Source organism: Metallococcus carri, assembly GCF_011440275.1.
GTDB lineage: Bacteria > Actinomycetota > Actinomycetes > Actinomycetales > Dermatophilaceae > Metallococcus > Metallococcus carri.
This window is the reverse complement of the sequence record NZ_JAAOIV010000011.1, coordinates 133,236-157,331: the sequence shown is the minus strand read 5'-3', so window position 1 is coordinate 157,331 and position 24,096 is coordinate 133,236. Positions and strand designations below refer to the sequence as shown.

Genomic DNA, 24,096 nt, shown 5'->3' with positions numbered 1-24,096 from the left:
ACCAAGTGCGCGGCTTCCTGCCGGTACTTCGGGGTGTAACTCTTCCTCTTCGCACCCATGAGGGCATCCTTCCCTGCCAGGCCGAAACCTGACGATCAGGATGTCCACCGAACGGGGTCAACCTCACGCTCTCATGCTTCACGCGGTGGTGGTGTTTGCACAGTAGTTGCAGGTTGGCTGGGGTGGTGTGGCCTCGGGGCCAGGGGGTGACGTGGTCGGCTTCGCAGGCTCGGGCGGGGGTGTCGCAGGTGGGGAATCGGCAGTGTTGGTCTCGGATTTCGAGGAATCTGCGGATCCGGACCCCGGGCCGGTAGGCGTCGCTGCTGGTGTCGTGCAGGACGCCGGTGGTCGGGTCGGTCAGGGCGCGCACGAGGGTGGTGTCCAGGTCGCGGGTCAGGCGGGTGATCACCTCGGCGGGGATGTGCCCGATGCCGGGAATGGTCACATCGCCCAGGGCGCGGGTGCAGGTGGTGCCGGTGGCGCGGACGGGGACGTGGAAGACCAGGGTGGTGGTGACTTCGGCCTGGTTGGTGATCAGGTCGGCCAGGGCGTCCACGCGGTGTTCGGCCAACGGTTTTGGGGTGGTGGACATGTCCCGCAGGTGGTGGGCGTGTTCTTCGATGATGCCGTGCACGGTGGCGGCCAGTTCGCTGGGCAGGGTCGCGGTCATGCTGGTCAGCCCGTGGGTGTGGTGGGGGGTGAACCAGACCCCGAGTTCGCGGCGGCGTTCGCGGGTGGCGGCCTGGCGGGCGGCGCCGGTTTCCCATTTCAGCACCAGGGTGCGGGTGCGGCGGGCGGTTTGCCGGGTGGTCCAGCCGGTGATGCCGGCGCGGATGACGTCGTCTTCGACGACGGCGCAGGTGGCTGGGGAGGCGTTCAATAGTTCGTCACCGACAGCGCGGACTTGAGCCATCCCGACCTGGCCGTGGCCGGCCATCCGCAGCAGGCGTGGGGTGCGTTCGGCGGCGGTGACCGCGTCACTGAGCCGGCCGGAGGCGGTGCGCGGTGACCAGTTCAGCGCGGCGCCCAGGTCGGTGTCGGCGAACTCCTCGGCATGACCCAAGGGATGCTGGACCTCGGTGGTGTCACCGGTGACCGGGTCGATGGACTCTTCAATGGCGGCGTACCGGGCCATCGCGACCACCTGGGTGGCTTCGATCCGGTGCCGCAAGCCTTCACAGTCCCCGGCCAGGGTCGCGAAATCCTCCCGCGCCAGCCCGGTCGCGCCCTCGTCGTTGGCGAGCAGTTCGAAGGCCTCGCTGACCAGCCGGGCCGCGTCCGCGAGCAGACCGGCGGACCGGCTGGCGGGAGCGGTGACCGTGGCGGGCGACATACCTGATTGTATCTGTGTTCGAACGCCTGATTCAAGAGTTTCGGCGATCTTGTGGAGAACGTATTCGCCTGGGAGACAACACAACTGATGCCCATGCACTGTCAGTGCTCAGTGCTATAGAGCGGCCTCTTTCGCTCGTCCGATACGACCCATGGGCGCACACCGGACGTCGTGGCTACGGGTTGCTGGCGGCGAGCTCGACCTCGAAGCCGTCCGAGTTCGCCAAATACGCCGCGTAAGTCTGCGGAGCGCCCGCTACGACCACCTGGCCGCTCTCCCTGCCGAACGGATGACAAAAGGGCTCTGACCTGCGAGAACAGGTCAGAGTTCGCCTGGTCGGGCTGACAGGATTTGAACCTGCGACCCCTTGACCCCCAGTCAAGTGCGCTACCAAACTGCGCCACAGCCCGATGCCCCGGAGGGCGTCAAGAAGCCTAGCCGACCCCGCCGCCGCCGAAGAAATCGGGGGTTCGACGCGCTCAACCATCTAGGGCGAGGGCGTGCAGCTTGCGCACCGTGTCCCAGTTGCGAGCCGTGCCGGTCGCGCCAACCGCCTTCGACCCCAGCGCACGGATGACCTTCGCATCATGTATGCCGCGCGCCGTCCAGGTGTAGACCTCACGCCCGATGACGGCCCACTGCTCGTCGCCGAATTCGCCTGTCTCCAAACGCTTTTGCCCATCCGCCGACAACGGCGCGTCGAGGAAGGTCACCAGATAACACCGCGGATCGGCCGATGCCCCCGGCAGCGGATCCGCCGCGAGGACGGCGCCTAGTTCGGACACCGTCCGAGTGATCACCGGGATGTCCAGCGACCACTCCCCCGCGATCGCCGCCCGCACGTCGGCCGCCACGCGCGACCCCGACCGTCGCGACGACAGCAGGACGTTCCCGCTCTGCAGGAAGGTGCGCACCTCGGCATACCCGAGCTCGGTGAGCAGCTCGCGCAGGCGAGCCATCGGCACCTTGTTGCGCGCCCCGAGGTTGACGCCGCGCAACAACACGACGTGGGTCGGCATCAGCGGCGCCGCTTCTCCCGCACCCGCACCGACATCTCGATCGGCGTTCCCTCGAAGCCGAACTCCTCACGCAACCGGCGCTCCAGGAATCGCCGGTACTGCGCCTCGATGAACCCACTCGCGAACAGCACGAACCGCGGCGGCTGGGTGGACGCCTGAGTCGCGAAGAGGATGCGCGGCTGCTTGCCGCCGCGCACCGGATGCGGGTGTGCCGCAACGACTTCGCCGAAGAACGCGTTGAGCCGTCCGGTCGGGATCCGCTGGTCCCACGAGTCCAGCGAGACCTCCAGCGCCGGCACCAGCCGGTCGACATGGCGACCGGTCAGCGCCGAGATGTTGACCCGCGGCGCCCACTGCACCTGCACGAGTTCGCGTTCGATCTCGCGCTCGAGGTAGTAGCGGCGCTCCTCATCGAGCGTGTCCCACTTGTTGTAGGCGATCACGAGCGCGCGCCCGGACTCGATCACCTGCGAGATCACCCGCAGGTCCTGCTCGGCGATCGCGTGTTCGGCGTCGATCAGGACGACCGCGACCTCGGCCTTCTCGATCGCCGCCTGGGTGCGCAACGAGGCGTAGAAATCGGCGCCGCGCGTCTGGTGCACGCGACGGCGGATGCCCGCGGTGTCCACGAAGCGCCACATCTTGCCGCCGAGCTCGATCAGCTCATCGACCGGGTCGCGCGTCGTCCCGGCGACATTGTCGACCACCACGCGGTCCTCGCGCGCGAGCTTGTTGAGCAGCGAGGACTTGCCGACATTGGGTCGCCCGACGAGGGCGACGCGCCTGGGGCCGCCGCGCGGATAGGCGCCGGCCACCGAAGTGCGCTCAGGCAACACATCCAGCAATGCGTCGAGCACATCGCCCGATCCGCGGCCGTGCAACGCCGACACCGGCCACGGCTGCCCGAGGCCGAGCGACCAGAGCATCGCCGCCTCCGCCTCGCCGCGCAGATCGTCGACCTTGTTGGCCACCAGCACAACCGGCTTGCCCGAGCGCCGCAGCAGCTTCACCACGGCCTCGTCGGTGTCGGTCGCTCCGACCGTCGCGTCCACGACGAAGAGCACCGCGTCGGCGAGTTCGACTGCCACCTCTGCTTGTTCGGCCACGCGCAGGTGTATGCCGGACGCGTCCACCTCCCAGCCGCCGGTGTCCACCAGCGTGAACGGTCGCCCCGACCATTCGGCGTCATAGGCGACTCGGTCGCGCGTCACGCCCGGCACGTCCTCGACCACGGCCTCCCGCCGGCCGAGGATGCGGTTGACGAGCGTGGACTTGCCGACATTGGGCCGCCCGACGACCGCCACCACCGGCCGCACCGACGCCTCGTCGACGCGCTCACCACCGGCACCCTCCTCGCCCAGCAGTGCACGGTCCTCGTCGCTGAGCTCGAAGTCCTCCAGCCCGACCCGGAGCGCCCGCTCCACGGCCTCGTCGTCGCCAGGGGGCGTCGTCTCGTCAGTCATGCCCGCCATTGTCTCCGACCCCGGGCGCGAATCCCTAACCCGTATGCCGAGCGTTCTCGCCCGGGAACGTCAGCCCGGTCCCGCACCCGTATGCCGAGCGTCCTCGCCCGGGAGCGTCAGCCTGGTCCCTCACCCGTATGCCGAGCGTTCTCGCCCGGGAGCGTGAGTCCGGTCTCGCTGATCGCCGCTCGCACCTGCTCAGCAAGGCGCGTGCGCACCAATTCCGTTGCGAGTCGGAGACGTTCGCGACCGGTGACCCCGGCATACGGCGGGAGCTCGAAGGGTTCGCCGAAGACCACCCGGATGGGCGAGCGGGGACGCGGCCAGGAGTTCTTGCCGCGCCGGCCGCGGGTGCCGAGGGTCGCGGCGGGCACGATCGTGGCTCCGGTCTGCAGCGCCAGCCAGGCGGTGCCCTGCTGCGCGGCCGAGACCGCTCCCGCACCGCGCGTGCCTTCGGGGAAGATGCCGACCGCGTGGCCCCGGGTGAGCAACGACCGCGCGTCGGCCAGCGCCTGCCGGTCGCCGGTGTTCTGCGAGATCGGGATCTGGCCCACGCCGCGCAGCAACACGCCGACCACCGAGGTGAAATAGGCACGTTTGACCAGGAAGTGCACCGTGCGCGGCGCCAGGCAGAAGATCACCGGACCATCCAGGAAGCCGGTGTGGTTGGAGACGATCAGCACCGGGCCGGTCGCCGGAACCCGTTCTGGGTGAACGGCTTTGGCTTGATAGACGATCCGGGCGAGGTTGCGTCCGAAGACGTGCCCGGCATCGGCATACCGTCGCTCGAAGTCAGTCACTCCCTGCTCCTCGCGCGATCGCGAGCACTGCCTCCACCGATTCCTCGAAGTTCAATGTCGTGGTGTCCACCGTGACCACACCGTCGGCCGCGGTGTGAAACTGCGAGACGGTCGAGTCGATCCGGTCGCGGTCGACGATCTGGGAGCGCGTCGACTCCGCCTCGACCGCCAACTCCTTGGAGCGCCGCGCCATCCGCGCTTCCTCGGAAGCGGTCATCAGGATGCGCACCTGCGCATCGGGGGCGACGACCGTGGTGATATCGCGTCCTTCGGCCACGACTCCCCCTGTGGCAGAAGCGATTTGCTGCATCAGGGCGTGCTGCTTGTCGCGCATCAGCGCCCGCACCTGCAGGTTGGTCGCCACCTGCGAGACGGCCGCCGTGATCCGCCCCTCACGGATCTGCGCGTCGATCGCGCGGCCGCCGACCGACACCGACGGCGCCGCCGGGTCGGTGCCCATCTCGAGGGGATAGCTCGCCGCCTCCCGGGCCACCGCTGCCTGGTCGCTCAGGTCGATGCCCTGGTCGAGGCACCACCAGGTGAGCGCGCGGTACATCGCACCGGTGTCGAGATAGCCGACGCCCAGCGCGCGAGCCACGGCCTTCGACACGCTCGACTTGCCCGTGCCGGACGGTCCGTCGATCGCGATCATCAACGGCTGGTCACTCATGCACGCTCCATCCCTTGTGCGACAACACTTCTCGAAGGCGTTCGGCCACGGCCGGCAGCACCGACAGCTCGGCCAGGCCGACCTGGGCACCCACGCCGTGCTCGAGTCGGAGGTCCTCCAGGTTGATGCCGGCATCGCCGACATCCTGGAAGAGCCGGGCCAGCGCACCGGCCCGGTCGGGCACCACGGCGATCACCGTGGCGTATGCCGTCGGCGCACTGCCGTGCTTGCCGGGGATCCGCGCGTGTCCGAGTTGCCCGTCGGCGATCGCCTTCGCCACGACGCCCCTGGCACCGTCGGCGCGACTCTCGGCCCCGAGCGCCGACACCGCCTGCCGCACGGCGTCGAGGTCCGCGGCCATCCGGTCGAGCACCGGGGCCACCGCGGCGGCATTGCCCGCGAGGATCTGGGTCCACAACATCGGGTCGCTCTCGGCGATCCGGGTGACATCGCGAACTCCCTGACCGCACAACGCAAGTGCGTCATCGGGCAGGTCACGCAAGCGCGCCGCGACCAGGCTTGCCGCCACCTGCGGCAGATGCGACACGGCCGCCACCGCCTCGTCGTGCTCCTCGGCCCCCATCGTCACCGTCGCCGCCCCAGTGGCCCGCGCGATCTGCTCGACCTCCGCGGCCGCGCGCGGCGAACTCGCCGGCCCCGGGCACACCACCCAGGTGCGCCCTTCGAACAGATCCGCCCGTGCGGCGACCGCACCGGAGCGTTCGCGCCCGGCCATCGGGTGGGAGCCGACATACCGGGTCAGGTCTGCACCCGCCTCGGCGACGTCATCCAGCACCTTGGCCTTCATCGAGGCGACATCGGTGACCACTGCCGACGGGTATGCGGTCAGCTGGTCCACCACGACGGAGGCAGCGACATCCGGTGGCGCAGCGACCACGACGACATCGGGTGCAGCGTCAGCGGCCGAGGCCGGCATACCTGCTCCGAGATCGCGGGCGAGAGCGACCGCGGTCGGCGAAGCGTCACTCAGCGTGACCTGAAAACCCTTGCGGGACAACGCCATACCGATCGACGTGCCGATCAGCCCACATCCGACGACATGGACGCGCGTCCTCATAGACCGGCCGCCTTGTAGAGGCCTCCGACCTCCGCCTTGGTGAGCGGCCGGGTCTTGCCCGGGCGCAGCTCGCCGAGGTTGACCGGGCCGACATCGGTGCGCACGAGCGACTCGACGGGGTGGCCGACCTCCTCCAGCAGCCGCCGCACGACCCGGTTGCGGCCCTCGTGCAACACGATCTGCACCATCACCCAGCCGGGCCGCGAGTCGATCACCTTGAAGCCGTCGACCTTGACAACGCCGTCCTCGAGCTCGACCCCCTCGCGCAGCCGCCGGCCGAGCCCGCGCGCGACCGGCCCCGGCACGACCGCGACATAGGTCTTCGGGACGCCGTATGACGGGTGCTGCAGCCGGTTGGCCAACTCACCGTCGTTGGTGAGCAGCAACAGGCCCTCGGTGTCGGCGTCGAGGCGGCCGACGTGGAACAGCCGCTCCTTGCGCGCACCCAAGAAGTCGGCGACCGACTCGCGGCCCAGCTCGTCGCTCATGGTCGACACGACGCCCAGGGGTTTGTTGAACGCGAGGTAGACGCGCGACTCGTCCAGCACGACGCGCTCGCCGTCGACGTGCACGGTCTGGCGCACCGGGTCGACGCGCACGCCGAGTTCGCGCACCACCTGGCCGTCGACCTGCACCCGGCCCTGGCTGATCAGCACCTCGCAGGCGCGACGGCTGCCGACGCCGGCGGAGGCGAGCAGCTTCTGCAGGCGCACCCCTTCGGGATCGTGCACGTCGTGCGTCTCGGCCCCCTGGGCCGGCGCGGGCTGGTTGGACGGGCGGCGTCGGCCGCCGCGGCGTGGCTGGTTCATCCGTGTCCCTGCTCGATGAGTTCGTCGATGACGTCGGTGTCGGGGAGATAGGGCGCGAGCGCCGGCAGTTCGTCGAGGCTGCTCAGGCCGAGACGCTGCAGGAAATAGGGCGTCGTGCCGTAGAGCATCGCCCCTCCCTCGCCGTCGGCGCCGATCTCGGCGATCAGCCCGCGAGTGGTGAGCGTGCGGATCACGCCGTCGACATTGACCCCGCGCACCGCGCTCACCCGCGACCGCGAGATCGGCTGCCGGTAGGCGATCACCGCGAGGGTCTCGAGTGAGGCCTGGGTCAGCTTGGCCTGCTGGCCGCCCATCAGGAATTTCTCCACCGCCGGGGCATATTCGGGGCGGCTGTACATCCGCCAGCCCCCGTTGATCTCGCGGAGCATGAAGCCGCGGCTGGCGTCGGCATATCCCTGCTCGAGGTCGGTGAGGTGCGCGGTGACGTCGTCGACCTCGAGCTCGAGCGCGTCGGCGAGGTCAAGCGCGGTCACCGGCTGGTCGACGACCATCAGGATCGCCTCGATCGCGCCGCGCGCTCCCCCCGGCATCGCCTCGACGTCGAACGCCTCCGGGTCCTCGACCGGCACATCCAAGGTCGGGTCAGGCATCCTGCGCCTCCTCCTGTATGCCGGCCTCGGCCGGCTCGGTCTGTTCACTCACGTCCACGGGCGGCTCGTCCGGCTCGTCCGGCTCATCGAACTCGGCACCCACATCAATCGGCGCCTGGTCGTCACCGGTCCAGCGAACCGTCAACTCTCCCAACGCTTCTGGCTGCTCGAAGGCGATCGCGGATTCCTTGAACAGCTCCAGCAACGCCAAGAAGCGCGCCACGATCACCAGCGTCGACTCGGCGTCCCGCACCAGCTCCCGGAAGCCCGCGACCCGCTGCTCGCGCAACCGGCCGACGATCACCTCGGCCTGCTCGCGGACGCTGACTTGGGGAGCGTGCAGATGGGTCAGGCCGACGGTCGGCTCCGGCCGCGGGATCATCGCCTTGGCCGCGATCATGGCCAGCTGCTCGGGCGTGATGGTGATGACGAGCTCCGGCAGCAGGTTGGCGAACCGCTCCTCCAGGCCCGCCTGCCGCGCGGTGATGCGCCCGTGGGTCTCCATCCGCTCGGCGAAAGCACCCGCCACCTGCTTGAACGCGCGGTATTGCAGCAAGCGCGCGAAGAGCAGATCGCGCGCCTCGATGAGCGCCAGGTCTTCCTCGTCCTCGGGGCCGGACTGCGGCAGCAAGCGGGCCGCCTTGAGGTCGAGCAGGGTTGCCGCGATCAGCAGGAACTCCGAAGCTTGCCCCAGGTCCCAATCATCCTGCTGCTTCTGCGCCGCCCGGATGTGCGCGATGAACTCGTCGGTGACCTTGGCCAGCGCGATCTCGGTGACATCGAGCTTGTGCTTGGCGATCAGGCCGAGCAGCAGGTCGAACGGCCCGGAGAAGACCTCCAGATGCACCTCGAAGGGCGTGGAGGCGGCGCGCCGGGTGAGCACGCCGCCCGGAGTGGCGTCCTCGGGCGCGACCTCCGCAGCCGGCCCCTCCACGGCGGCACCCCCGTCCGCCGCTGCCGGCTGCTCCGGTGCGGGACCCCCGTCCGCCTCAGGCTGCGTCGCCGCGGGCAATGAGTTCACGAGCCAACTGACGGTAGGACTCGGCCGCGCCATGGCCGGAGGCATAGGAGGTGATCGGCTCGGCGGCCAAGGTCGCATCGGGGAATTTCACGGTGCGGTTGATCGTGGTGTGAAACACCTTGTCACCGAAGTGATCGACGACGGAACGTACGACGTCACGGCTGTGCAGCGTGCGCCCGTCATACATCGTGGCGAGAATGCCGTCGATCTCCAGGCGCGGGTTGAGCCGGTCGGTGACCTTCTCGATCGTCTCGACCAGCAGCGCAACGCCGCGCATCGCGAAGAACTCACACTCCAGCGGGATGATCACGCCGTGGGAGGCGGTGAGCGCGTTGACCGTGAGCAGGCCGAGCGAGGGCTGGCAGTCGATCAGGATGACGTCGTAGTCGTCGGCGACCGGTCGCAGCACCCGCGCCAGCACCATCTCGCGGGCGACCTCGCCGACCAGCTGCACCTCGGCGGCGGACAGGTCGATATTGGCGGGCAGCACGTCGAGGTTGTCGGTCGAGGTGTGCTGGATGACGTCGTGGATGTCGTGACCGCGCTCGACCAGCAGGTTGTAGATCGTGACGTCGAGGTCATTGCTGCGCACACCGAGGCCCACCGAGAGCGCGCCCTGCGGGTCGAAGTCGACCAGCAGCACCTTGCGGCCGTATTCGGCGAGCGCGGCGCCGAGGTTGATCGTGCTGGTCGTCTTGCCGACGCCGCCCTTTTGGTTGCACATCGCGATGATGCGGGCCGGCCCGTGTCCCTGCAGCGGTTTCGGGCTCGGGAAGGACGGCAGGGGGCGGCCGGTCGGGCCGAGTTGCGGCTGCTGGCTCACGGTTCTCCCGGGGTTGACGTCGGTCGGGCTCTCGCCGATCGCGCGTCAGTCTAAAGCCTCGCCTCTGCCGCCGCTGGGGGACGCTTCACCGAGCGCGGGGATGCGAGCTGGCGAAGACCTCGCGCAGCCGTTGCACCGTCACCATCGTGTAGATCTGCGTCGTGGTCACCGATGCGTGCCCGAGCAACTCCTGCACCACCCGCACGTCGGCCCCGCCCTCGAGCAGGTGCGTCGCGAAGCTGTGCCGCAGGGTGTGCGGGCTGAGATGCGCCTTGAGGCCGGCTCGCTCGGCGCAGGTCTGCAGCACCGCCCACACCGACTGCCGCGACAGCCGGCTGCCCCGTTGATTGAGGAAGAGCGCGGGCGTGCCCTTGCCGTTGATCGCGAGCGCGGGTCGCCCCCGCACGAGGTATGCCGTGACCGCCTCCTTGGCGTATCGCCCGAGCGGCAGCACCCGCTCCTTGTCACCCTTGCCGATGACGCGGACGCTGTCGGAATCGAGGTCGACGTCGTCCAGATCGAGCCCGGTGGCCTCGCTGACGCGCGCGCCCACGCCATACAGGATTTCCAGCAATGCCCTGTCCCGCAACGAGATTGCGGTGTCCCCCACGCTTGCTGCCGCGAGCAGACGCTCCACCTCATCGACGGCGATCGCCTTCGGCAGTCGGCGGCCGGGACTCGGCGGCGCGACCCCTGCGGCGGCGTCGGTGCTCGTGTCACCTTCGAGCGCGAGGAACTTGTGGAAGCCCCGGACCGCAACCAAGGTGCGCGCGGCCGAGCTCGCCGCGAGCGGCTGGTGCTCCTCGTCACCGGTGCGCAGCTGGGCCAGGAACTCACTCACCTGCTGCTCACCGATCGCCTCGGCACTGGTGATGCCGCGGGAGGCGAGGAATTCGGCATACCTGCTCAGATCGCGGGTATAGGCGGCGAGCGTGTTGCGGGAAGCACCCTTCTCGACGCGCAGGTGGTCCAGCCAGCCGCGGATCGACCGCTCCAAAGGGGTCACCTCGACAGTGTGCCCGGCCGGTTCCACTCGGACGGTAAGTTCGGCGGCATGTCAGGGGGACTCGTGCTGTATGCCGACCGCCGCGCCCGCCGCACGCGGCAGATCGTTTTCGACGTGGTCGTCGCAGGGTGGTTGCTGCTGTGGTGGTGGGTCGCGGTGCGGGTGCGCCACCAGACCGACGGTTCGCGCGCGAACGCGCTGGGGCTGTCGAAGAACGCCGACGGGATGGCGACGCAGTTGCGGGACGCCGGAGCTCGGCTGCGCAAGGTGCCGCTGGTCGGCGACACGCTGGATACGCCGTTCGTGAAGGCGTCCGGTCAGGCGCACGGCATGGCGCTGTCCGCGCAGGACCTCGCCGGCGGCGTCGACCGGCTCGGGCTGTTGCTCGGTGTGCTGGTGCCTGCCGTGCCGATGACCGTGGCGGTGCTGGTGTGGTGTTATCTGCGGTTGCGGTACGCGCGGGCGGCGGGAGCGGCACGGACCCTGTCCCGGCGGGACGGCGGCCGGGAGTTGCTCGCGCTCCGGGCGCTGCATTCGGCGGCGCCGGAGCGGTTGCTCGCCCTCGGCCCCGACCTCACCGAACGCTGGCGCGCGGGCGACGCCGACACCGTGGGCGCCCTCGCCGACCTCGAACTCGCCCGCCACGACCTCTCCCCGAAACGTCACTAAATCCCCGCGAAACGTCACTTATGCCTCGCGAAACGTCACTAAATCCCCGCGAAACGTCACTTATGCCTCGCGAAACGTCACTAAATCCCCGCGAAACGTCACTTATGCCTCGCGAAACGTCACTAAATCCCCGCGAAACGTCACTTATGCGCCGCGAAACGTCACCAGCGATCTGGTGCCGGATCAGCGGCGAGCGAGCGCTCCCCGACGCCGCTGCTCCACCTCTCGCTCGGTAATAGCCTCGTCGAGGCGCCGCAGCCAGCGCTCGCGCGCCAGCCCGGACAGGTCCGCCTTACGCACCACGATGACCAGCCAGCCTTGGCTTTTCAGCCAGGCCCGTCGTTGCTGGTCGTGGGCGTCACGATCAGGCCCGTGAAACTCCTCTCCGTCGTACTCGACGGCAATCAACAGATGCGGATAGGCGTTGTCCAGAACGTACGTCCCTCCGTTCGGCCGTGGCACCACGTGCTGTGCGACGGGTACGGGCAGGTCCCAGCCGACGATCGCCATACGGCAGAACGATTCACCGGTCGACTCGACCAGTGGATCGGCGATGCCGATGACTGTCCGGGCCTGACGCACACCGCGTCGGCCCGCGAACCGGGCGAGGACTCGGAGGAGCTCAGACTTCGTGACCAGTTCGCGATGCAGAAACTGCTCGACGGTCGCCAGCGCGCCGAACGGGCCCAGGCCACACGCGAGATCGACGGCGGTGCGCGCCGCGGTCGTCACTCGGAGACCGTGAATCGTCGTGATGTGGTCGTCCGGGATGGCGCGGACGCCGCCGTTGACGGCCCCAGCGCGCGGCCGAGCCGTCCCGGGTGGCACGACGCAATCGATCACGCCGCGGTAGATGTCATCCAATCCCCGGTATGCGTCGATCCCGTGGAGGTAGGACGCAGATCTGTCGCAGACGATGACACCCGAGGGCAGCACCAGCCCCAGCGCGGCCGCCCTCGCAGGGATGTCGTTCACGAGAGCCTTGGGCATCAGCAGCCCCCGCGCGACTCGAACCACGCGGCCGTCAGCCAGCGCTTGCTCGATGCTGACCCGACTTGCTCCACGCTGCCGAGCCATCGCTGTGGTCAACGGCCCCTGCCCGATCCAGTCCATGCCCGCAGCCTGCACCGATCGCACGGTGGTCCGCCGACGATCGCGCTCCGGTTGTGGATAACAGGCTGCGCCCTTCCATCCCCGATGACGTCTCGTGAGGATTTAGTGACGTTTCGCGAGGATCTAGCGACGTTTCGCGAGGATCTAGTGACGTTTCGCGGGGATTTACTGACGTTTCGGGGAAAGGGTTGGGTGGAGGTCGGTGGGGTCCGCGGGCAGCCAAGTCGCACGATCCGCAGGGACCTGCTCGCCGGTGCGGATGTCTTTCACCTGATCACCGGTCTGCGCACCGGATGCCGCCTTCACCTGGTCGCTGGACTCCCCAGCTGCACCCTCGCCAGCCGCGCCCTCGCCAGCCGCGCCCTCGCCAGGCGTGCCCACGCCAGCCGCGGCGGGGAACCAGACGAACGGTATGCCGCGCCGGTCGGCGAACTGGATCTGCTTGCCGAACTTCGCCGCTTTCGGAGCCACCAGCGTCGGTATGCCGCGCGCCCTCAGCGCAGCCGCCACCCGCATCGACTCCGGCCTGGTCTGTTCGTCCGTGACCGCCACCAGCACACAGACCGGGGTTTCCCGCGACGCGGTCAACCCCTGTTCGCCGATCAGCAGGCCCAGCAACCGGGACACGCCGATCGAGATGCCGACACCGGGATAGGTGCGTTTGCCGTCGGAGGCGAGCGCGTCATACCGCCCGCCGCCACCGACCGACGGGGTGCCTTCGGGCTGGTCGAGCAGCCGGATCTCGTAGACGGTGCCGGTGTAATAGTCCAGGCCGCGCGCGATCATCAGGTCGGCAAAGAGCAGCCCCGGCGCGTGCTCAGCCGCGGCGTCCATCACCGCCTTCAGCTGCGCGAGCCCCTCATCCAGCGTCGGGTGCGTCACCCCGAGCACCCGCACCCGCTCCACGAAACCGTCGTCCACCGAGTTGATCTGCGCCAGCGCGAGGCACTGCTCGGCCTGCGCCGCGGTGAGCCCCGCCTCGACCAGCATCGACCCCACCGCAGCCGCCGGCAGCTTGTCGAGCTTGTCGACGATCCGCAGCACGGCGGTCACATCGGAGATGCCCAGCCCGCGATAAAACCCCTCGGGGATCTTGCGGTTGTTGACGTGGATCCGGAACGCCGGCACCGGCAGCCGGGAGAACGCATCCGCCACCGCCAAAGGCAGCTCCACTTCGTAGTGGAAGGGCAACTCCCCCACGTCGACGATGTCGATATCGGCCTGGGTGAACTCGCGATAGCGCAGCCGTTGCGGCCGCTCACCACGCCAGGCCGGCTGGATCTGATAGCGCCGGAACGGGAAGTTCAGCTTGCCGGCGTTCTCCAGCACATACCGCGCAAAGGGCACCGTGAGGTCGAAGTGCAGCCCGAACTCCGCCTGTCCGCCCGCATCGGCCAACCGGCGCACGCCATAGATCTCCTTGTCGGCGTCCTCACCATTGCCCGCCAGGCGATCGACCGTCTCGACGGCACGCGTGTTGACCGAGGCGAAGCCGTGCAACTCGAACACCGCGCGCAGCGTGTCGAGGAAGTGTTGCTCGACGATCCGTTCGGCAGGCAGCCATTCCTGAAAGCCACTGATCGGGGTGACCTTGTCGGCCATGAAAGTCCTTACGTATCAAAGGTTTTGCAAATACGGGTTGGTCGCGCGCTCCCGGCCGATTGTGGTGCCGGGCCCGTGTCCGGGCAGCACGAGGGTCGGGTCGGCCATCGGCAGCACCACCTCGCGCAGAGACTTGTTCATCGCGTCCATGGAGCCGCCGGGCAGGTCGGTGCGGCCGATGGAGCCGGCGAAGAGCACGTCGCCCGTGAGCAGCGTCGAGGTGATCTCGACGTCATCGGGCAGGCCCTCCGGCACGTCGTCCAGCGCGAACATCACCGACCCCTCGGTATGCCCTGGCGCGTGATGGACCGATAGGCCGAGCCCGGCCAGGTCGAGCGTCTCGCCGTCGCGCACGTCCACGACCCGCTCCGGTTCGGTCCAGGTGACCTTCTTGCCGAACTGCTGCTCGAACATCGCGAGCAACGCCGGGTCGAGCGAGGACAGCGGGTCCGTCAGCCGGTAGCGGTCATCGCCGTGGATGTATGCCGCGAGCGTCCCCGCGCACACCGGCGTCACCGAGTAGACGTGGTCGACATGGCCATGGGTCAGCAGCACCGCCGACGGCCGCAGCCGCAGCCCGCTCAGCACCTCGCGCAGGTTCTCCTCGATGCCGATGCCGGGGTCGACGACGATGCATTCTTCGCCGGCCGCGGGGGCGAGCACATAACAGTTGGTCCCGAACGCGGCGGCAGGGAAGGACACGGCGAGCACGGTCGCGAGCCTAACGTCCCTTCCCTCCCCACCGAGACCGTGCTGCCTAGACTGGCGGGCGTATGCCGTCAGCCCGGCCCCCCAGCGCCGGTCGCCGAACCGAGGAGTCCCGTGTGCCGAAAGTCGTAGGACGCGCCGCAGCGCTTGCCGCCGTGGTCGCTCTCGGCGTGGCCGGCTGCGGGAAGTCCGACTCCGGCGACGGTGGCCCGGCCGCCACGGCCACGGCATCCGGGTCCGGCTATGCCTGCACCACGCCGCCCAAGGCTCCCGATGAGGCGCAGAGCCAGGCGCTGCCGGACAAGGCGAGCGCCGCGGGCAAGACCTTCGTCGCCACGGTGACGACCAATTGCGGCGACCTGGTGCTCGAGCTCGACGGCGCCAAAGCCCCCCAGACCGTCGCCTCCTTCCAGCAACTCGCCAAGAGTTATTGGAAGGACAGCCCGTGTCACCGGCTGACGACCAGCGGCATCTTCGTCCTGCAGTGCGGTGACCCGACCGGCACCGGCTCGGGCTCCCCCGGTTACGGCTTCGGCATCGAGAACGCACCCGCGAGCGGGCAGTACCCGCGCGGCACCCTCGCGATGGCTCGCACCAACGACCCGAACTCCAACGGTGGCCAGTTCTTCATCGTCTACAAGGACACCGAGCTACCCACCGACGGCGGCGGCTACTCCATCTTCGGCAAGGTCGTTTCCGGTATGCCGATCCTCGACTTCGTGGCCTCCCGCGGCACGCCGAGTGGCGACGGACCACCCGCCCAGCCGCTGTCCATCCTGAAGATCTCCGTCACTGAGAAGAAGGCCTAAGCCATGTCGACCGACGCTCCGAAGCCGACTCCACGCCCCGGCGTGCCGACCCCGGCCGCGATCAAGCCGCATGCGCCCGCCAAGCCGAACCTGCCGGCGAGCGAGACGGTGGTGCCGACGACCCCTGCGGCACAGAGCAATTCGGCGTCCTTCGGCCGGGTGGCCGACGACGGCACGGTCTTCGTGCGCACCCCTGACGGCGAACGCGAGGTCGGGTCCTATCCCGAGGCCACCCACGAGGAGGCGCTCGCCTATTTCGCCCGCAAGTATGACGAGCTCGCTGCGCACGCCACGCTCTTGCTGCAGCGCGTGGTGCAGACCGATCTGTCGACGCATGACGGAAACGAGGCGCTGAAGGCGCTGCGCCAGCAGGTGTCCGAGGCCCATGTCGTCGGCGACCTGGTGGCTCTGGACAACACCGTCGAGCAGATCGCGACCGCTCTCACCGCCAAGGGGCAGGTCGAGGCCGAGCAGAAGGCGGCCGCCCGAGCCGAGGCCGCGACCAAGCGCGAAGCAGTGGTGGCCGAGGCCGAGAGCATCGCCGCGCAGCCGGTCGAGAAGGTCCAGTGGAAGCAGAGCACGGCCCGCATGCGCGAGCTGCTCGATGAGTGGAAAGCCTTGCAGCGCAGCGGTGCTCGCCTGGACAAGGAAACTGAGAACGCTCTGTGGCAGCGGTTCAGCCACGCCCGCAACGGCTTCGACAAGACCCGCCGTGGTCATTTCGCCAAGCTCGACGAGAAGCACGCCGAGGCCAAGGCCACCAAGCAGCGGCTGATCGAGGAGGCCGAGAAGCTCAAGGACTCCACCGACTGGGGTGCCACCGCCGGTGCGTTCAAGCGCCTCATGGGCGAGTGGAAGCGCGCCGGTCGCGCCTCCCGCGCCGACGACGACAAGCTGTGGGCGAAGTTCAAGGCGGCCCAGGACGCCTTCTTCAACGCCAAGGACGAGGTCGTCGCGGCGGAGAACGCGCAGTTCGAGGAGAACCTCAAGGTCAAGGAGAGCCTGCTCAAGGAGGCCCAGGCCCTGCTGCCGGTGAAAAACCTCGGCCAGGCGAAGGCGGCGCTGCGGGAGATCCAGGACCGGTGGGAGGCGGCGGGCAAGGTCCCGCGCAAGGACATCGACCGGATGGAGCGCGGCATGCGCAAGGTCGAGCAGACCATCCGCGACGCCGAGCAGGACAAATGGCGCAAGACCGATCCCGAGCTCGCCGCCCGCGCGAACTCGATGGTCAGCCAGTTGGAGTCGGCGATCGCCGACCTGCAGCAGCAGATCTCCGACGCCGAGGCGAAGGGCGAGGAGCAGAAGGCCGCCAAGCTCAAGGACGATCTCACGGCACGGCAGGCCTGGCTGGACCAGGCCCAGGGCGGGCTGCGTGAGTTCGGGGGCCGTCGGTGACCGAAGCCGCCGACCGGCTGGTCGACTACCTCAACGCTTCTCCGTCGCCGTTCCACGCCTGCGAGACATCGGCAAAACTGTTGGACGACAACGGTTTTGCCCGTCTGCAGGAGTATGCCGAGTGGCCCACCGAGCCGGGCCGCTACTACCTCGTGCGGGGCGGCACGCTGATCGCGTGGAGCACCGAGCACAGCGACGGCCCGGCGACCGGCTTCCGGATCGTCGGCGCCCACACCGACTCCCCCAACCTACGGATCAAGCCGCGCCCCGACCACGACTCGCTCGCCTGGCAGTTGCTCGGCGTCGAGCCGTATGGCGGGCTGATCGTCAACAGCTGGCTCGATCGCGATCTGGGGTTGTCGGGTCGGGTCGCCCTGCGGGACGGCTCCGGCATACGGGAGGAATTGGTGCGCGTGGACGACCCGCTGCTGCGCGTCTCGCGGCTGGCGATCCACCTGGACCGCTCGATGAACGACGGCGAGCAGATCAACCGACAGTTCCAGCTGGAGCCACACTGGGGCCTGGACGGCAGCGCGCCGGCCTTTGCCGACTTCCTCGCCGACACCCTTGGCGTCACGGCCGAGGACGTCCTCGGCTGGGATGTGATGGCGCACGACCTGCAGCCGGCGACGCGGTTCGGCCACCGGGGCGAACTCGTCGCGGGCGCCCGTCAGGACAACCTGGCCACCTCGTGCGCCGGCACCTACGCGCTGATCGAGGCGGTCGACAAGGCTCCGGCCGCGCCGACGACCCAGCTGCTCGTGCTGTTCGACCACGAGGAGATCGGCAGCACCACCGACCGGGGCGCCGCCTCGTCGTTGCTGCCGACCGTGCTCGAGCGGATCACGACCAGCCTCGGCGGCAGCCGCGACGAGCTGCACCGCGCTCTGGCGCGCACGGTCATCGCCTCGGGCGATATGGCGCATGCGACGCACCCGAACTACGTCGACCGGCACGAGCCGCGTCATCTGATCGCGATGAACGGCGGGCCGGTGCTCAAGATCAATGTCAACGGCCGCTATGCCACCGACGCTCCGGGGGCGGCCGCCTTCCGTCTCGCGGGCCAGCAGGCCGGCGTGCCGGTGCAGGATTTCGTCACCCGCTCGGACCTGCCCTGCGGCTCGACCGTCGGCCCGATCACGAGCGCGCTCTCCGGCGCGACGACCGTCGACTTCGGTGCGCCCACCCTGTCGATGCATTCGATCCGCGAACTCACCGGCAGCGAGGACCAGCGGATGTATGCCGCGATCCTCGCCGCCTTCCTGTCCCCCGCCTGAGGTTCGCTCACGCCGGCCCGGGCAGGTGCGCCGACAGCTCGTCGGCCGACCGGATCGCCGGGATCCCGCCCGGCAGCAGCCAGAGCGCAGCGAGCGCACCGCCGATCGCAGCGATGACGAGCGTCGTGCCGGTGCCGGCGACGGCCGCGGACCACCCGCCGAGCAGCGCGCCCACCGGCCGGATGCCGTAGTTGATCGTCATATAGGCACCCGACACCCGCGAGCGCATCGAGTCGTGGGTGACCACGGTCTGGATCGCGTTGTTGTTGATGTCGAAGAGCATCACCCCGAAGCCGGAGACGAATTCCACCGCGGCGAGCACCCCCAGCCGGCCGGCCGCGCCCAGGTCAGCGGCCAGCGGCAGCGCGGCATACGGCAGGCCGAGGGCCACGCAGCCGAGCAGAATCGACCGGCCCGCTCCGATCAGGCGCGTCAACCGGCTGGCCAGCACCGAACCGACCAGCCCGCCGATCGCTCCGCCGCCGAGCGCCAGACCGATCTGCCCGGCCGACAGCGCGAGGTCGCGGGCGGCATACACCAGCAGCACGCCCTGCACCATGAACGAAAACAGGTTGAGCGTCGTGCTGCAGCGCAACGAATGCTGCAAATAGGGATGCCGCAGCAGGTAGGTCAGCCCGGAGCGGATCCGGCGCAGGAAGGGCTCGGGCGTGTCGTGCGCCGCCGCCGGCTCGTCCACCGGCACCGTGCGCAGCAGCACCGCCGAGACCAGGAAGCTCAGCCCGTCGACGAGCACCGTCACCGGCGCGGTGAGCACCTGCACCAGCCCTCCGGCGATCGGCGGACCCACGACGAACGAGATCGACCGCGTGCCGCTGGTCAGGCTGTTCGCCTCGACATAGCGTTCGCGCGGCACCAGCCGGGCGAAGAAGTTCGGGGCGGCGGTGCCGAAGACGACCCCGAGCAGGCCGCGCACGATCGCCACGGCATACAGGAAAGCGAGCGAGAGTGAGTCCAGCGCGAAGACCAGCGGCACGCTCAGCATCGCCGCGCCGCGCAGCAGGTCGGCGACGATCATCGCCTGGCGTTTGGAGCGCAGCCGGTCCACCCAGGTGCCGACGACCAGCCCTGCGGCGGACGGCACCCACGCGGCGGCGGTGAGCCCGGCGACCTGCGGCGCGCTCGCGTCGAGCGCGAGGATCGCGACCATCGGCAGCGCGAGTTCGCTGACCCGGTCCCCGAGGTCGGACACCGCTGACGCGCCCCAGAACCTCCCGAACCGCCCCTGCCGCCACAGCGGGCGGTCAGTCACGCGGCACCTCGCCATAGGGCAGGGCCATCCGGATGATCCGCACGGGGCGGGCGTCCGCGGGAGCCTCGCCGGCCTCTTCGCGCTGGACGTATGCCGACAGCGTCTCCTCCCACGCCCGCTCCAGAGCGGCAGTCTCGTCGGGGGTCAGCGACACCACGGAGTTCCAGCGGCTGGCGACGGCCCGCCACTGCGGCGACAACCGCGGCCGCACCTGCGCGCGCCACCTCGGCACCTGGTCGCGGTCGGCGTCCTCGATCACGTCGGTCAGCACGTTGGCGGCGTCGGGGTCCTCGGTCGCCTCGAACCGGAATCCCCGGCCGACCGCCTCCCACACCCGCTTGCGACCACCCGGCTGCTCGGCGGCGTCCTGCACCAGCCCGTGCTCGGCCAGATGCCGCAGGTGCCAACTCGCCACCGACGGTGAGACGCCGGCGTGTGGGGCCAGCTCGGTCGCGGTGCTCGGGCCCTGGGCCCGCAGCCGCTGCAGGATCGCCAGCCGGGCGGGATGCGCCAGCGCCCGCATCCCCTTGGCGTCGAGCTCGACATCGCCCATCCGGTTGGTCATGAGAGAACACTATCAATAGAACTCTCTCAATAGCCACGGCGAACCCATCACGCCAGGAGAAAAGAGGGTTGGTCAGTCGGCGCGGTGGCCGGACCCGGTCAGGCGATAGACGTCGTACACGCCGTCGACGGTGCGCACCGCCTTGATGATGTGGTCCAGGTGGCCGGAGTCGCCCATCTCAAAGGTGAACTTCGACATCGCGACCCGGTTGCCGGCCGTCGACAGCGTCGCGGACAGGATGTTGACGTGCTGGTCGGACAGCACTCGGGTGATATCGGACAGCAGCCCCTTGCGGTCGAGCGCCTCGACCTGCACCTGCACCATGAAGACGCTGGAGGCCGACGGCGCCCACGCCACCTCGATCAGCCGGTCCGGCTGCTGGCGCAATTGGTCGGCGTTGGTGCAATCGACCCGGTGCACCGACACGCCGTGGCCGGTGGTGACGAAGCCGAGGATCTCATCGCCCGGCATCGGCGTGCAGCAGCGGGCGAGCTTGACCCACACATCGTCGGCGCCGACCACGGTGACGCCGGGGTCGGTCCCGGTGCGGCCCGTGCGCGGGCGCACCGGCGCGGCGCTCGGCGTCTCCTCGTCGTCCTCCTCGACCGTGCCGGTGGCGGCCAGCAGTTGCCGCACGACATGTTCGGCGCTGATGTGGCCGTCGCCGACGGCGGCATACAGCGCGTCAATGTCGTGGTAGTTGAGCTTCGCGGCCACGGTGGACAGCAACTCGGCGGTGGTGAGCTTCTGGATGCCGGCGCCCTGGCGGCGCAGCGCCTTGGCGAGCTGGTCCTTGCCGGACTCGATCGCCTCCTCGCGCCGCTCCTTGGAGAACCACTGGCGGATCTTGTTGCGCGCCCGCGGGCTCTTGACGAAGTTCAGCCAGTCCCGGCTCGGGCCCGCGCCGTCGGCCTTGGAGGTCAGCACCTCCACCACATCGCCGTTCTCCAGCGGCGACTCCAGCGGCACCAGCCGGCCGTTGATCCGCGCGCCGATGGTGTGGTGGCCCACCTCGGTGTGCACCGAGTAGGCGAAGTCCACCGGCGTCGCGCCGACCGGCAGGCCGATCACCTCGCCCTTGGGCGTGAAGACGTAGACCTCCTGGCTGCCGACGTCGAAGCGCAGGTTGTCCAGGAATTCGTCGGGATCGGAGGTCTCGCGCTGCCACTCCAGCAGTTGCCGGAACCAGGCCATCTCATCGATCTGCCCGCCCGGCGCACCCGCCGGTATGCCGGTCGCGGCCGCCTTGGCGTCGTCCTTGTACTTCCAGTGCGCGGCGACACCGTATTCGGCCCGGCGGTGCATCGCGAAGGTGCGGATCTGGATCTCCACCGGCTTGCCCTGCGGGCCGATGACCGTCGTGTGCAAGGACTGGTACATGTTGAGCTTGGGGGTGGCGATGTAGTCCTTGAAGCGCCCGGGCACCGGCGACCACCGCGTGTGCAGGGTGCCGAGCACGGCATAGCAGTCGCGCACCGAGTCAACCAGCACCCGCAGCGCCACCAGGTCGTGGATGTCGGCGAACTCCCGGCCGCGCACGATCATCTTCTGGTAGACGGAGTAGTAGTGCTTCGGCCGGCCGGTCACCGTGGCATTGATCCGCGCCGAGCGCAGGTCGGCCTGCACCTGCTCGCGGACCAGGCCGAGATATTCCTCCCGCGCCGGGGCGCGGTCGGCGACCAGGCGCGCGATCTCGTCATACACCTTGGGATGCAAGGTGGCGAAGCACAGGTCCTCCAGCTCCCATTTGATGGTGTTCATGCCGAGCCGGTGGGCCAGCGGAGCGTAGATCTCCAGGGTTTCGGTGGCCTTGCGCTGCGCGGACTGCACCGAGACGTACTTCCAGGTGCGGGCGTTGTGCAGCCGGTCGGCGAGCTTGATGACCAGCACCCGGATGTCCTTGGCCATCGCCACGACCATCTTGCGCACGGTCTCGGCCTGGGCGGCCTCGCCGTAGGTCATCTTGTCCAGCTTGGTGACGCCGTCGACGAGCAGGGCGATCTCCTCGCCATACTCCGCGCGCAGTTCGCGCAGCGAATAGCCGGTGTCCTCGACGGTGTCGTGCAGCAGGGCCGCGGCGATCACCGGCGGCGTCATACCGAGTTCGGCGAGGATCGTCGCGACGGCGAGCGGATGGGTGATGTAGGGATCGCCGCTCTTGCGCAGCTGGCCCTCGTGCAGCCGCTCGGCGGTCGCATAGGCCCGCTCGATGACCGCCGTGTCGGCCTTGGGGTGCGTGTCGGTGACGGTGCGCAGCAGCGGCTGCAGCACGCGGTTCTCCGGCGGCCGCGGGCTGCCGAAGCGCACCAGCCGGGATCGCACTCCGCGGGCCGCCAGCTGGCCTGGGATGCGATCGCCGTCACTCATGAAGAGAGTCTAGAGCGGCCCTCAGACGGTCGCGACGGCGCTCACGCGATAACCGGACAAGGCGGTGCGCCCACCGAGGGCGCCGATCTCGAGCAGCACCTCGAAGGCCACCACCTGTGCGCCCGCCTCGGCGAGCAGACCCGCCGCCGCCGCGGCCGTGCCGCCGGTGGCCAGCACGTCGTCGACGAGCAACACCCGCGGGCTGTCTGCACACGAGTCGGCCGGGATCTCGATGGTCGCCGTGCCATATTCCAGGTCGTATGACGCCGTGCGCGTCGGCCCGGGCAGCTTGCCCGCCTTGCGGATCGGCAGGAAGCCGACGTCCAGGCGCTGCGCGAGCGGTGCACCCACGATGAAGCCGCGCGCCTCGATGCCAGCGACCAGGTCGAGTTGCCCGTTCCAACGCCCGGCGATCTCATCGAGCACCGCCCCGAACGCCGTCGGGTCGGCGAACAACGGATTGAGGTCCTTGAACAGCACGCCCGGCTCGGGGAAGTCGGGCACCTCGCGCACGTGCGCGAGCAGCACCTCGGCCGACACCGGCTCAGTCCTCGTCGCGCTTGGCCAGCGGGTGGATCTGCCGGGTGCGCGGGCGGTCCGTGCGCGCCTGCGCCGCGGCCTTCTCCCGCGCCGGCTCCATCACCCCGGACGCGGACTCCCCCGGCGTGTGCTCCTCCTCGTCCAGCGCGCTCGCCTGCTTGCGCTGGTATGCCGTGGCCTTGCGCTCGAGGTCCTTCATCGCCGGCTCGCGCGAGCGCAGGCTCACCAGGATCGGCGTGGCGATGAAGATCGAGGAATAGGTGCCCACCGCGATGCCGACGAAGAGCGCCAGCGCCAGGTCGAGCAGCGTGCCCGGACCGAGCAGGAAGATGCCGACCAGCAAGATCGCGGTGATCGGCAGCAGGGCCACCACCGAGGTGTTGATCGAGCGCACCAGCGTCTGGTTGACCGCGTAATTGGCCGCCTGGGCATAACTGCGCCGGCCGGAGGCCATCGCCTCGTCGGTGTTCTCGCGCACCTTGTCGAAGACGACGACGGTGTCGTAGATCGAGTAACCGAGGATGGTGAGGAAGCCGATGACGGTCGCCGGCGACACCTCGATGCCGGTGAGCGCGTAGACGCCGACGGTGAAGAACAGGTCGTGCACCAGCGCGATCAGCGCGGCCAGCGCCATCTTCCAGGTGCGGAAGTAGACCGCGAGCAGCACCGACAACAGCGCGAGGAAGACGAGCAGCGCGACGATCGCCTTCTGCCGCACCTGCTCACCCCAGGACGGACCGATGTATGACGAGGTCACCGTCGTCGGGCTGACCTTGAACTCCTTGGCGAGCGCGGTGCTCACCTGATCGGTGGCATCGGCCGAACCGGACTTGGGCTTTTCGACCTGCACCCGGACGGTGTTGGAGCCGATCTTGGTGACGATGACGTTCTCGCTGGACTTCAGCGCTGTCTGGGTGGCGGTCTTGGCCCGGGTGTCGTAGTCGGCCATATTGCTCACGCCGGGCACGCGGAACTCCGAACCACCGGTGAACTCCAGGCTGAAGTTCAGGCCGCGGCCGAACAGGCCGATGGCGGCGATGACGAGCAGCACCGCGGTGAGGGTGTACCACCGGCGGCGCTTGCCGATGAAGTCGATCTGCCGGCGACCGGAGTAGAGGTCGTTGCCGAACTGTGCGAAGGACGCCATA

General features: G+C 69.3%; 23 protein-coding genes and 1 tRNA gene. 4 read left to right on the top strand and 20 right to left on the bottom strand.

Annotated features, from left to right (window positions below; genetic code table 11):
* The 12 genes from G9U51_RS14690 to xerD form a co-directional block, all read right to left on the bottom strand.
* Positions 1–1,333 (bottom strand): HNH endonuclease signature motif containing protein (locus G9U51_RS14690; protein WP_166197824.1); only part of this gene is annotated, 1,333 nt, incomplete at its 3' end.
* Between the two features lie 333 nt (positions 1,334–1,666).
* Positions 1,667–1,743 (bottom strand) — tRNA-Pro (locus tag G9U51_RS14685).
* A gap of 69 nt (positions 1,744–1,812) precedes the next feature.
* Positions 1,813–2,352 (bottom strand): DUF1697 domain-containing protein, encoded by a 540-nt coding sequence (locus G9U51_RS14680; RefSeq protein WP_166197822.1) that lies wholly within the window; start codon positions 2,350–2,352, stop codon positions 1,813–1,815.
* Positions 2,352–3,815 (bottom strand): ribosome biogenesis GTPase Der, encoded by a 1,464-nt coding sequence (der, locus tag G9U51_RS14675; protein ID WP_166197819.1) that lies wholly within the window; start codon positions 3,813–3,815, stop codon positions 2,352–2,354. The genes G9U51_RS14680 and der overlap by 1 nt, the downstream gene beginning before the upstream one ends.
* A gap of 116 nt (positions 3,816–3,931) precedes the next feature.
* A complete protein-coding gene (locus G9U51_RS14670) occupies positions 3,932–4,615 on the bottom strand; it encodes a lysophospholipid acyltransferase family protein (RefSeq protein WP_166197817.1) in 684 nt (227 codons plus the stop codon).
* Positions 4,608–5,285 (bottom strand): (d)CMP kinase, encoded by a 678-nt coding sequence (gene cmk / locus G9U51_RS14665; protein WP_166197815.1) that lies wholly within the window; start codon positions 5,283–5,285, stop codon positions 4,608–4,610. Before cmk ends, G9U51_RS14670 begins: the two co-directional genes overlap by 8 nt.
* Positions 5,278–6,363, bottom strand: a complete 1,086-nt coding sequence (locus tag G9U51_RS14660; RefSeq protein WP_166197812.1) for a prephenate dehydrogenase — start codon at positions 6,361–6,363, stop codon at positions 5,278–5,280. Before G9U51_RS14660 ends, cmk begins: the two co-directional genes overlap by 8 nt.
* Positions 6,360–7,172 (bottom strand): pseudouridine synthase, encoded by an 813-nt coding sequence (locus G9U51_RS14655; protein WP_166197810.1) that lies wholly within the window; start codon positions 7,170–7,172, stop codon positions 6,360–6,362. Before G9U51_RS14655 ends, G9U51_RS14660 begins: the two co-directional genes overlap by 4 nt.
* On the bottom strand, positions 7,169–7,783 hold the full coding sequence (gene scpB / locus G9U51_RS14650; protein WP_166197808.1) for an SMC-Scp complex subunit ScpB: 615 nt from the start codon (positions 7,781–7,783) through the stop codon (positions 7,169–7,171). Before scpB ends, G9U51_RS14655 begins: the two co-directional genes overlap by 4 nt.
* Positions 7,776–8,717: a segregation and condensation protein A gene (locus tag G9U51_RS14645; RefSeq protein WP_456238032.1), complete on the bottom strand. Its 942-nt coding sequence runs from the start codon at positions 8,715–8,717 to the stop codon at positions 7,776–7,778. The genes scpB and G9U51_RS14645 overlap by 8 nt, the downstream gene beginning before the upstream one ends.
* A gap of 55 nt (positions 8,718–8,772) precedes the next feature.
* Complete coding sequence (locus G9U51_RS14640) at positions 8,773–9,627, bottom strand: ParA family protein (RefSeq protein WP_328823495.1); 855 nt, start codon at positions 9,625–9,627, stop codon at positions 8,773–8,775.
* A gap of 85 nt (positions 9,628–9,712) precedes the next feature.
* Entirely contained in the window at positions 9,713–10,633 is a 921-nt protein-coding gene (gene xerD, locus G9U51_RS14635; RefSeq protein WP_166197804.1) for a site-specific tyrosine recombinase XerD, read from the bottom strand.
* A gap of 48 nt (positions 10,634–10,681) precedes the next feature.
* Between xerD and G9U51_RS14630 the strand changes: the two genes are divergently transcribed.
* Entirely contained in the window at positions 10,682–11,302 is a 621-nt protein-coding gene (locus G9U51_RS14630; RefSeq protein WP_166197802.1) for a hypothetical protein, read from the top strand.
* Between the two features lie 183 nt (positions 11,303–11,485).
* On the opposite strand, the gene G9U51_RS14625 is transcribed toward G9U51_RS14630, so the two are convergent.
* The 3 genes from G9U51_RS14625 to G9U51_RS14615 all read right to left on the bottom strand — a co-directional run bounded on the left by G9U51_RS14625 (position 11,486) and on the right by G9U51_RS14615 (position 14,728).
* Positions 11,486–12,415, bottom strand: a complete 930-nt coding sequence (locus tag G9U51_RS14625) for a type IV toxin-antitoxin system AbiEi family antitoxin domain-containing protein (RefSeq protein WP_166197800.1) — start codon at positions 12,413–12,415, stop codon at positions 11,486–11,488.
* A 165-nt stretch (positions 12,416–12,580) separates the two neighbouring features.
* Complete coding sequence (gene hisS / locus G9U51_RS14620) at positions 12,581–14,017, bottom strand: histidine--tRNA ligase (RefSeq protein ID WP_166197798.1); 1,437 nt, start codon at positions 14,015–14,017, stop codon at positions 12,581–12,583.
* Positions 14,018–14,032: 15 nt separating this feature from the next.
* Positions 14,033–14,728 (bottom strand): MBL fold metallo-hydrolase, encoded by a 696-nt coding sequence (locus tag G9U51_RS14615; RefSeq protein ID WP_166197796.1) that lies wholly within the window; start codon positions 14,726–14,728, stop codon positions 14,033–14,035.
* Between the two features lie 113 nt (positions 14,729–14,841).
* Here G9U51_RS14615 and G9U51_RS14610 point away from each other — a divergent pair, with 113 nt between their 5' ends.
* The 3 genes from G9U51_RS14610 to G9U51_RS14600 are packed head-to-tail and all read left to right on the top strand — an operon-like array spanning position 14,842 to position 18,206.
* Positions 14,842–15,534 (top strand): peptidylprolyl isomerase, encoded by a 693-nt coding sequence (locus tag G9U51_RS14610; RefSeq protein WP_207948359.1) that lies wholly within the window; start codon positions 14,842–14,844, stop codon positions 15,532–15,534.
* A gap of 3 nt (positions 15,535–15,537) precedes the next feature.
* Positions 15,538–16,929: a DUF349 domain-containing protein gene (locus G9U51_RS14605; RefSeq protein ID WP_166197792.1), complete on the top strand. Its 1,392-nt coding sequence runs from the start codon at positions 15,538–15,540 to the stop codon at positions 16,927–16,929.
* Positions 16,926–18,206 (top strand): M18 family aminopeptidase, encoded by a 1,281-nt coding sequence (locus G9U51_RS14600; protein ID WP_166197790.1) that lies wholly within the window; start codon positions 16,926–16,928, stop codon positions 18,204–18,206. The genes G9U51_RS14605 and G9U51_RS14600 overlap by 4 nt, the downstream gene beginning before the upstream one ends.
* Before the next feature lie 7 nt (positions 18,207–18,213).
* Here the strand turns inward: G9U51_RS14600 and G9U51_RS14595 are convergent, their stop codons facing one another.
* From G9U51_RS14595 to secF, 5 genes are all read right to left on the bottom strand, one after another.
* Positions 18,214–19,476: an MFS transporter gene (locus tag G9U51_RS14595; protein WP_328823494.1), complete on the bottom strand. Its 1,263-nt coding sequence runs from the start codon at positions 19,474–19,476 to the stop codon at positions 18,214–18,216.
* Complete coding sequence (locus tag G9U51_RS14590) at positions 19,469–20,041, bottom strand: helix-turn-helix domain-containing protein (RefSeq protein ID WP_166197786.1); 573 nt, start codon at positions 20,039–20,041, stop codon at positions 19,469–19,471. Before G9U51_RS14590 ends, G9U51_RS14595 begins: the two co-directional genes overlap by 8 nt.
* Before the next feature lie 72 nt (positions 20,042–20,113).
* The gene (locus G9U51_RS14585) at positions 20,114–22,408 is read right to left on the bottom strand and encodes a RelA/SpoT family protein (protein ID WP_166197784.1); all 2,295 of its coding nucleotides are present in this window, start codon (positions 22,406–22,408) and stop codon (positions 20,114–20,116) included.
* Between the two features lie 21 nt (positions 22,409–22,429).
* Positions 22,430–22,948 carry an adenine phosphoribosyltransferase gene (locus tag G9U51_RS14580; RefSeq protein ID WP_166197782.1) on the bottom strand — a complete coding sequence of 173 codons (519 nt, stop codon included), beginning with the start codon at positions 22,946–22,948 and terminating at the stop codon, positions 22,430–22,432.
* Positions 22,949–22,952: 4 nt separating this feature from the next.
* The gene (secF, locus tag G9U51_RS14575; protein WP_166197780.1) at positions 22,953–24,095 is read right to left on the bottom strand and encodes a protein translocase subunit SecF; all 1,143 of its coding nucleotides are present in this window, start codon (positions 24,093–24,095) and stop codon (positions 22,953–22,955) included.
* Between the last annotated feature and the right edge of the window lies 1 nt (position 24,096).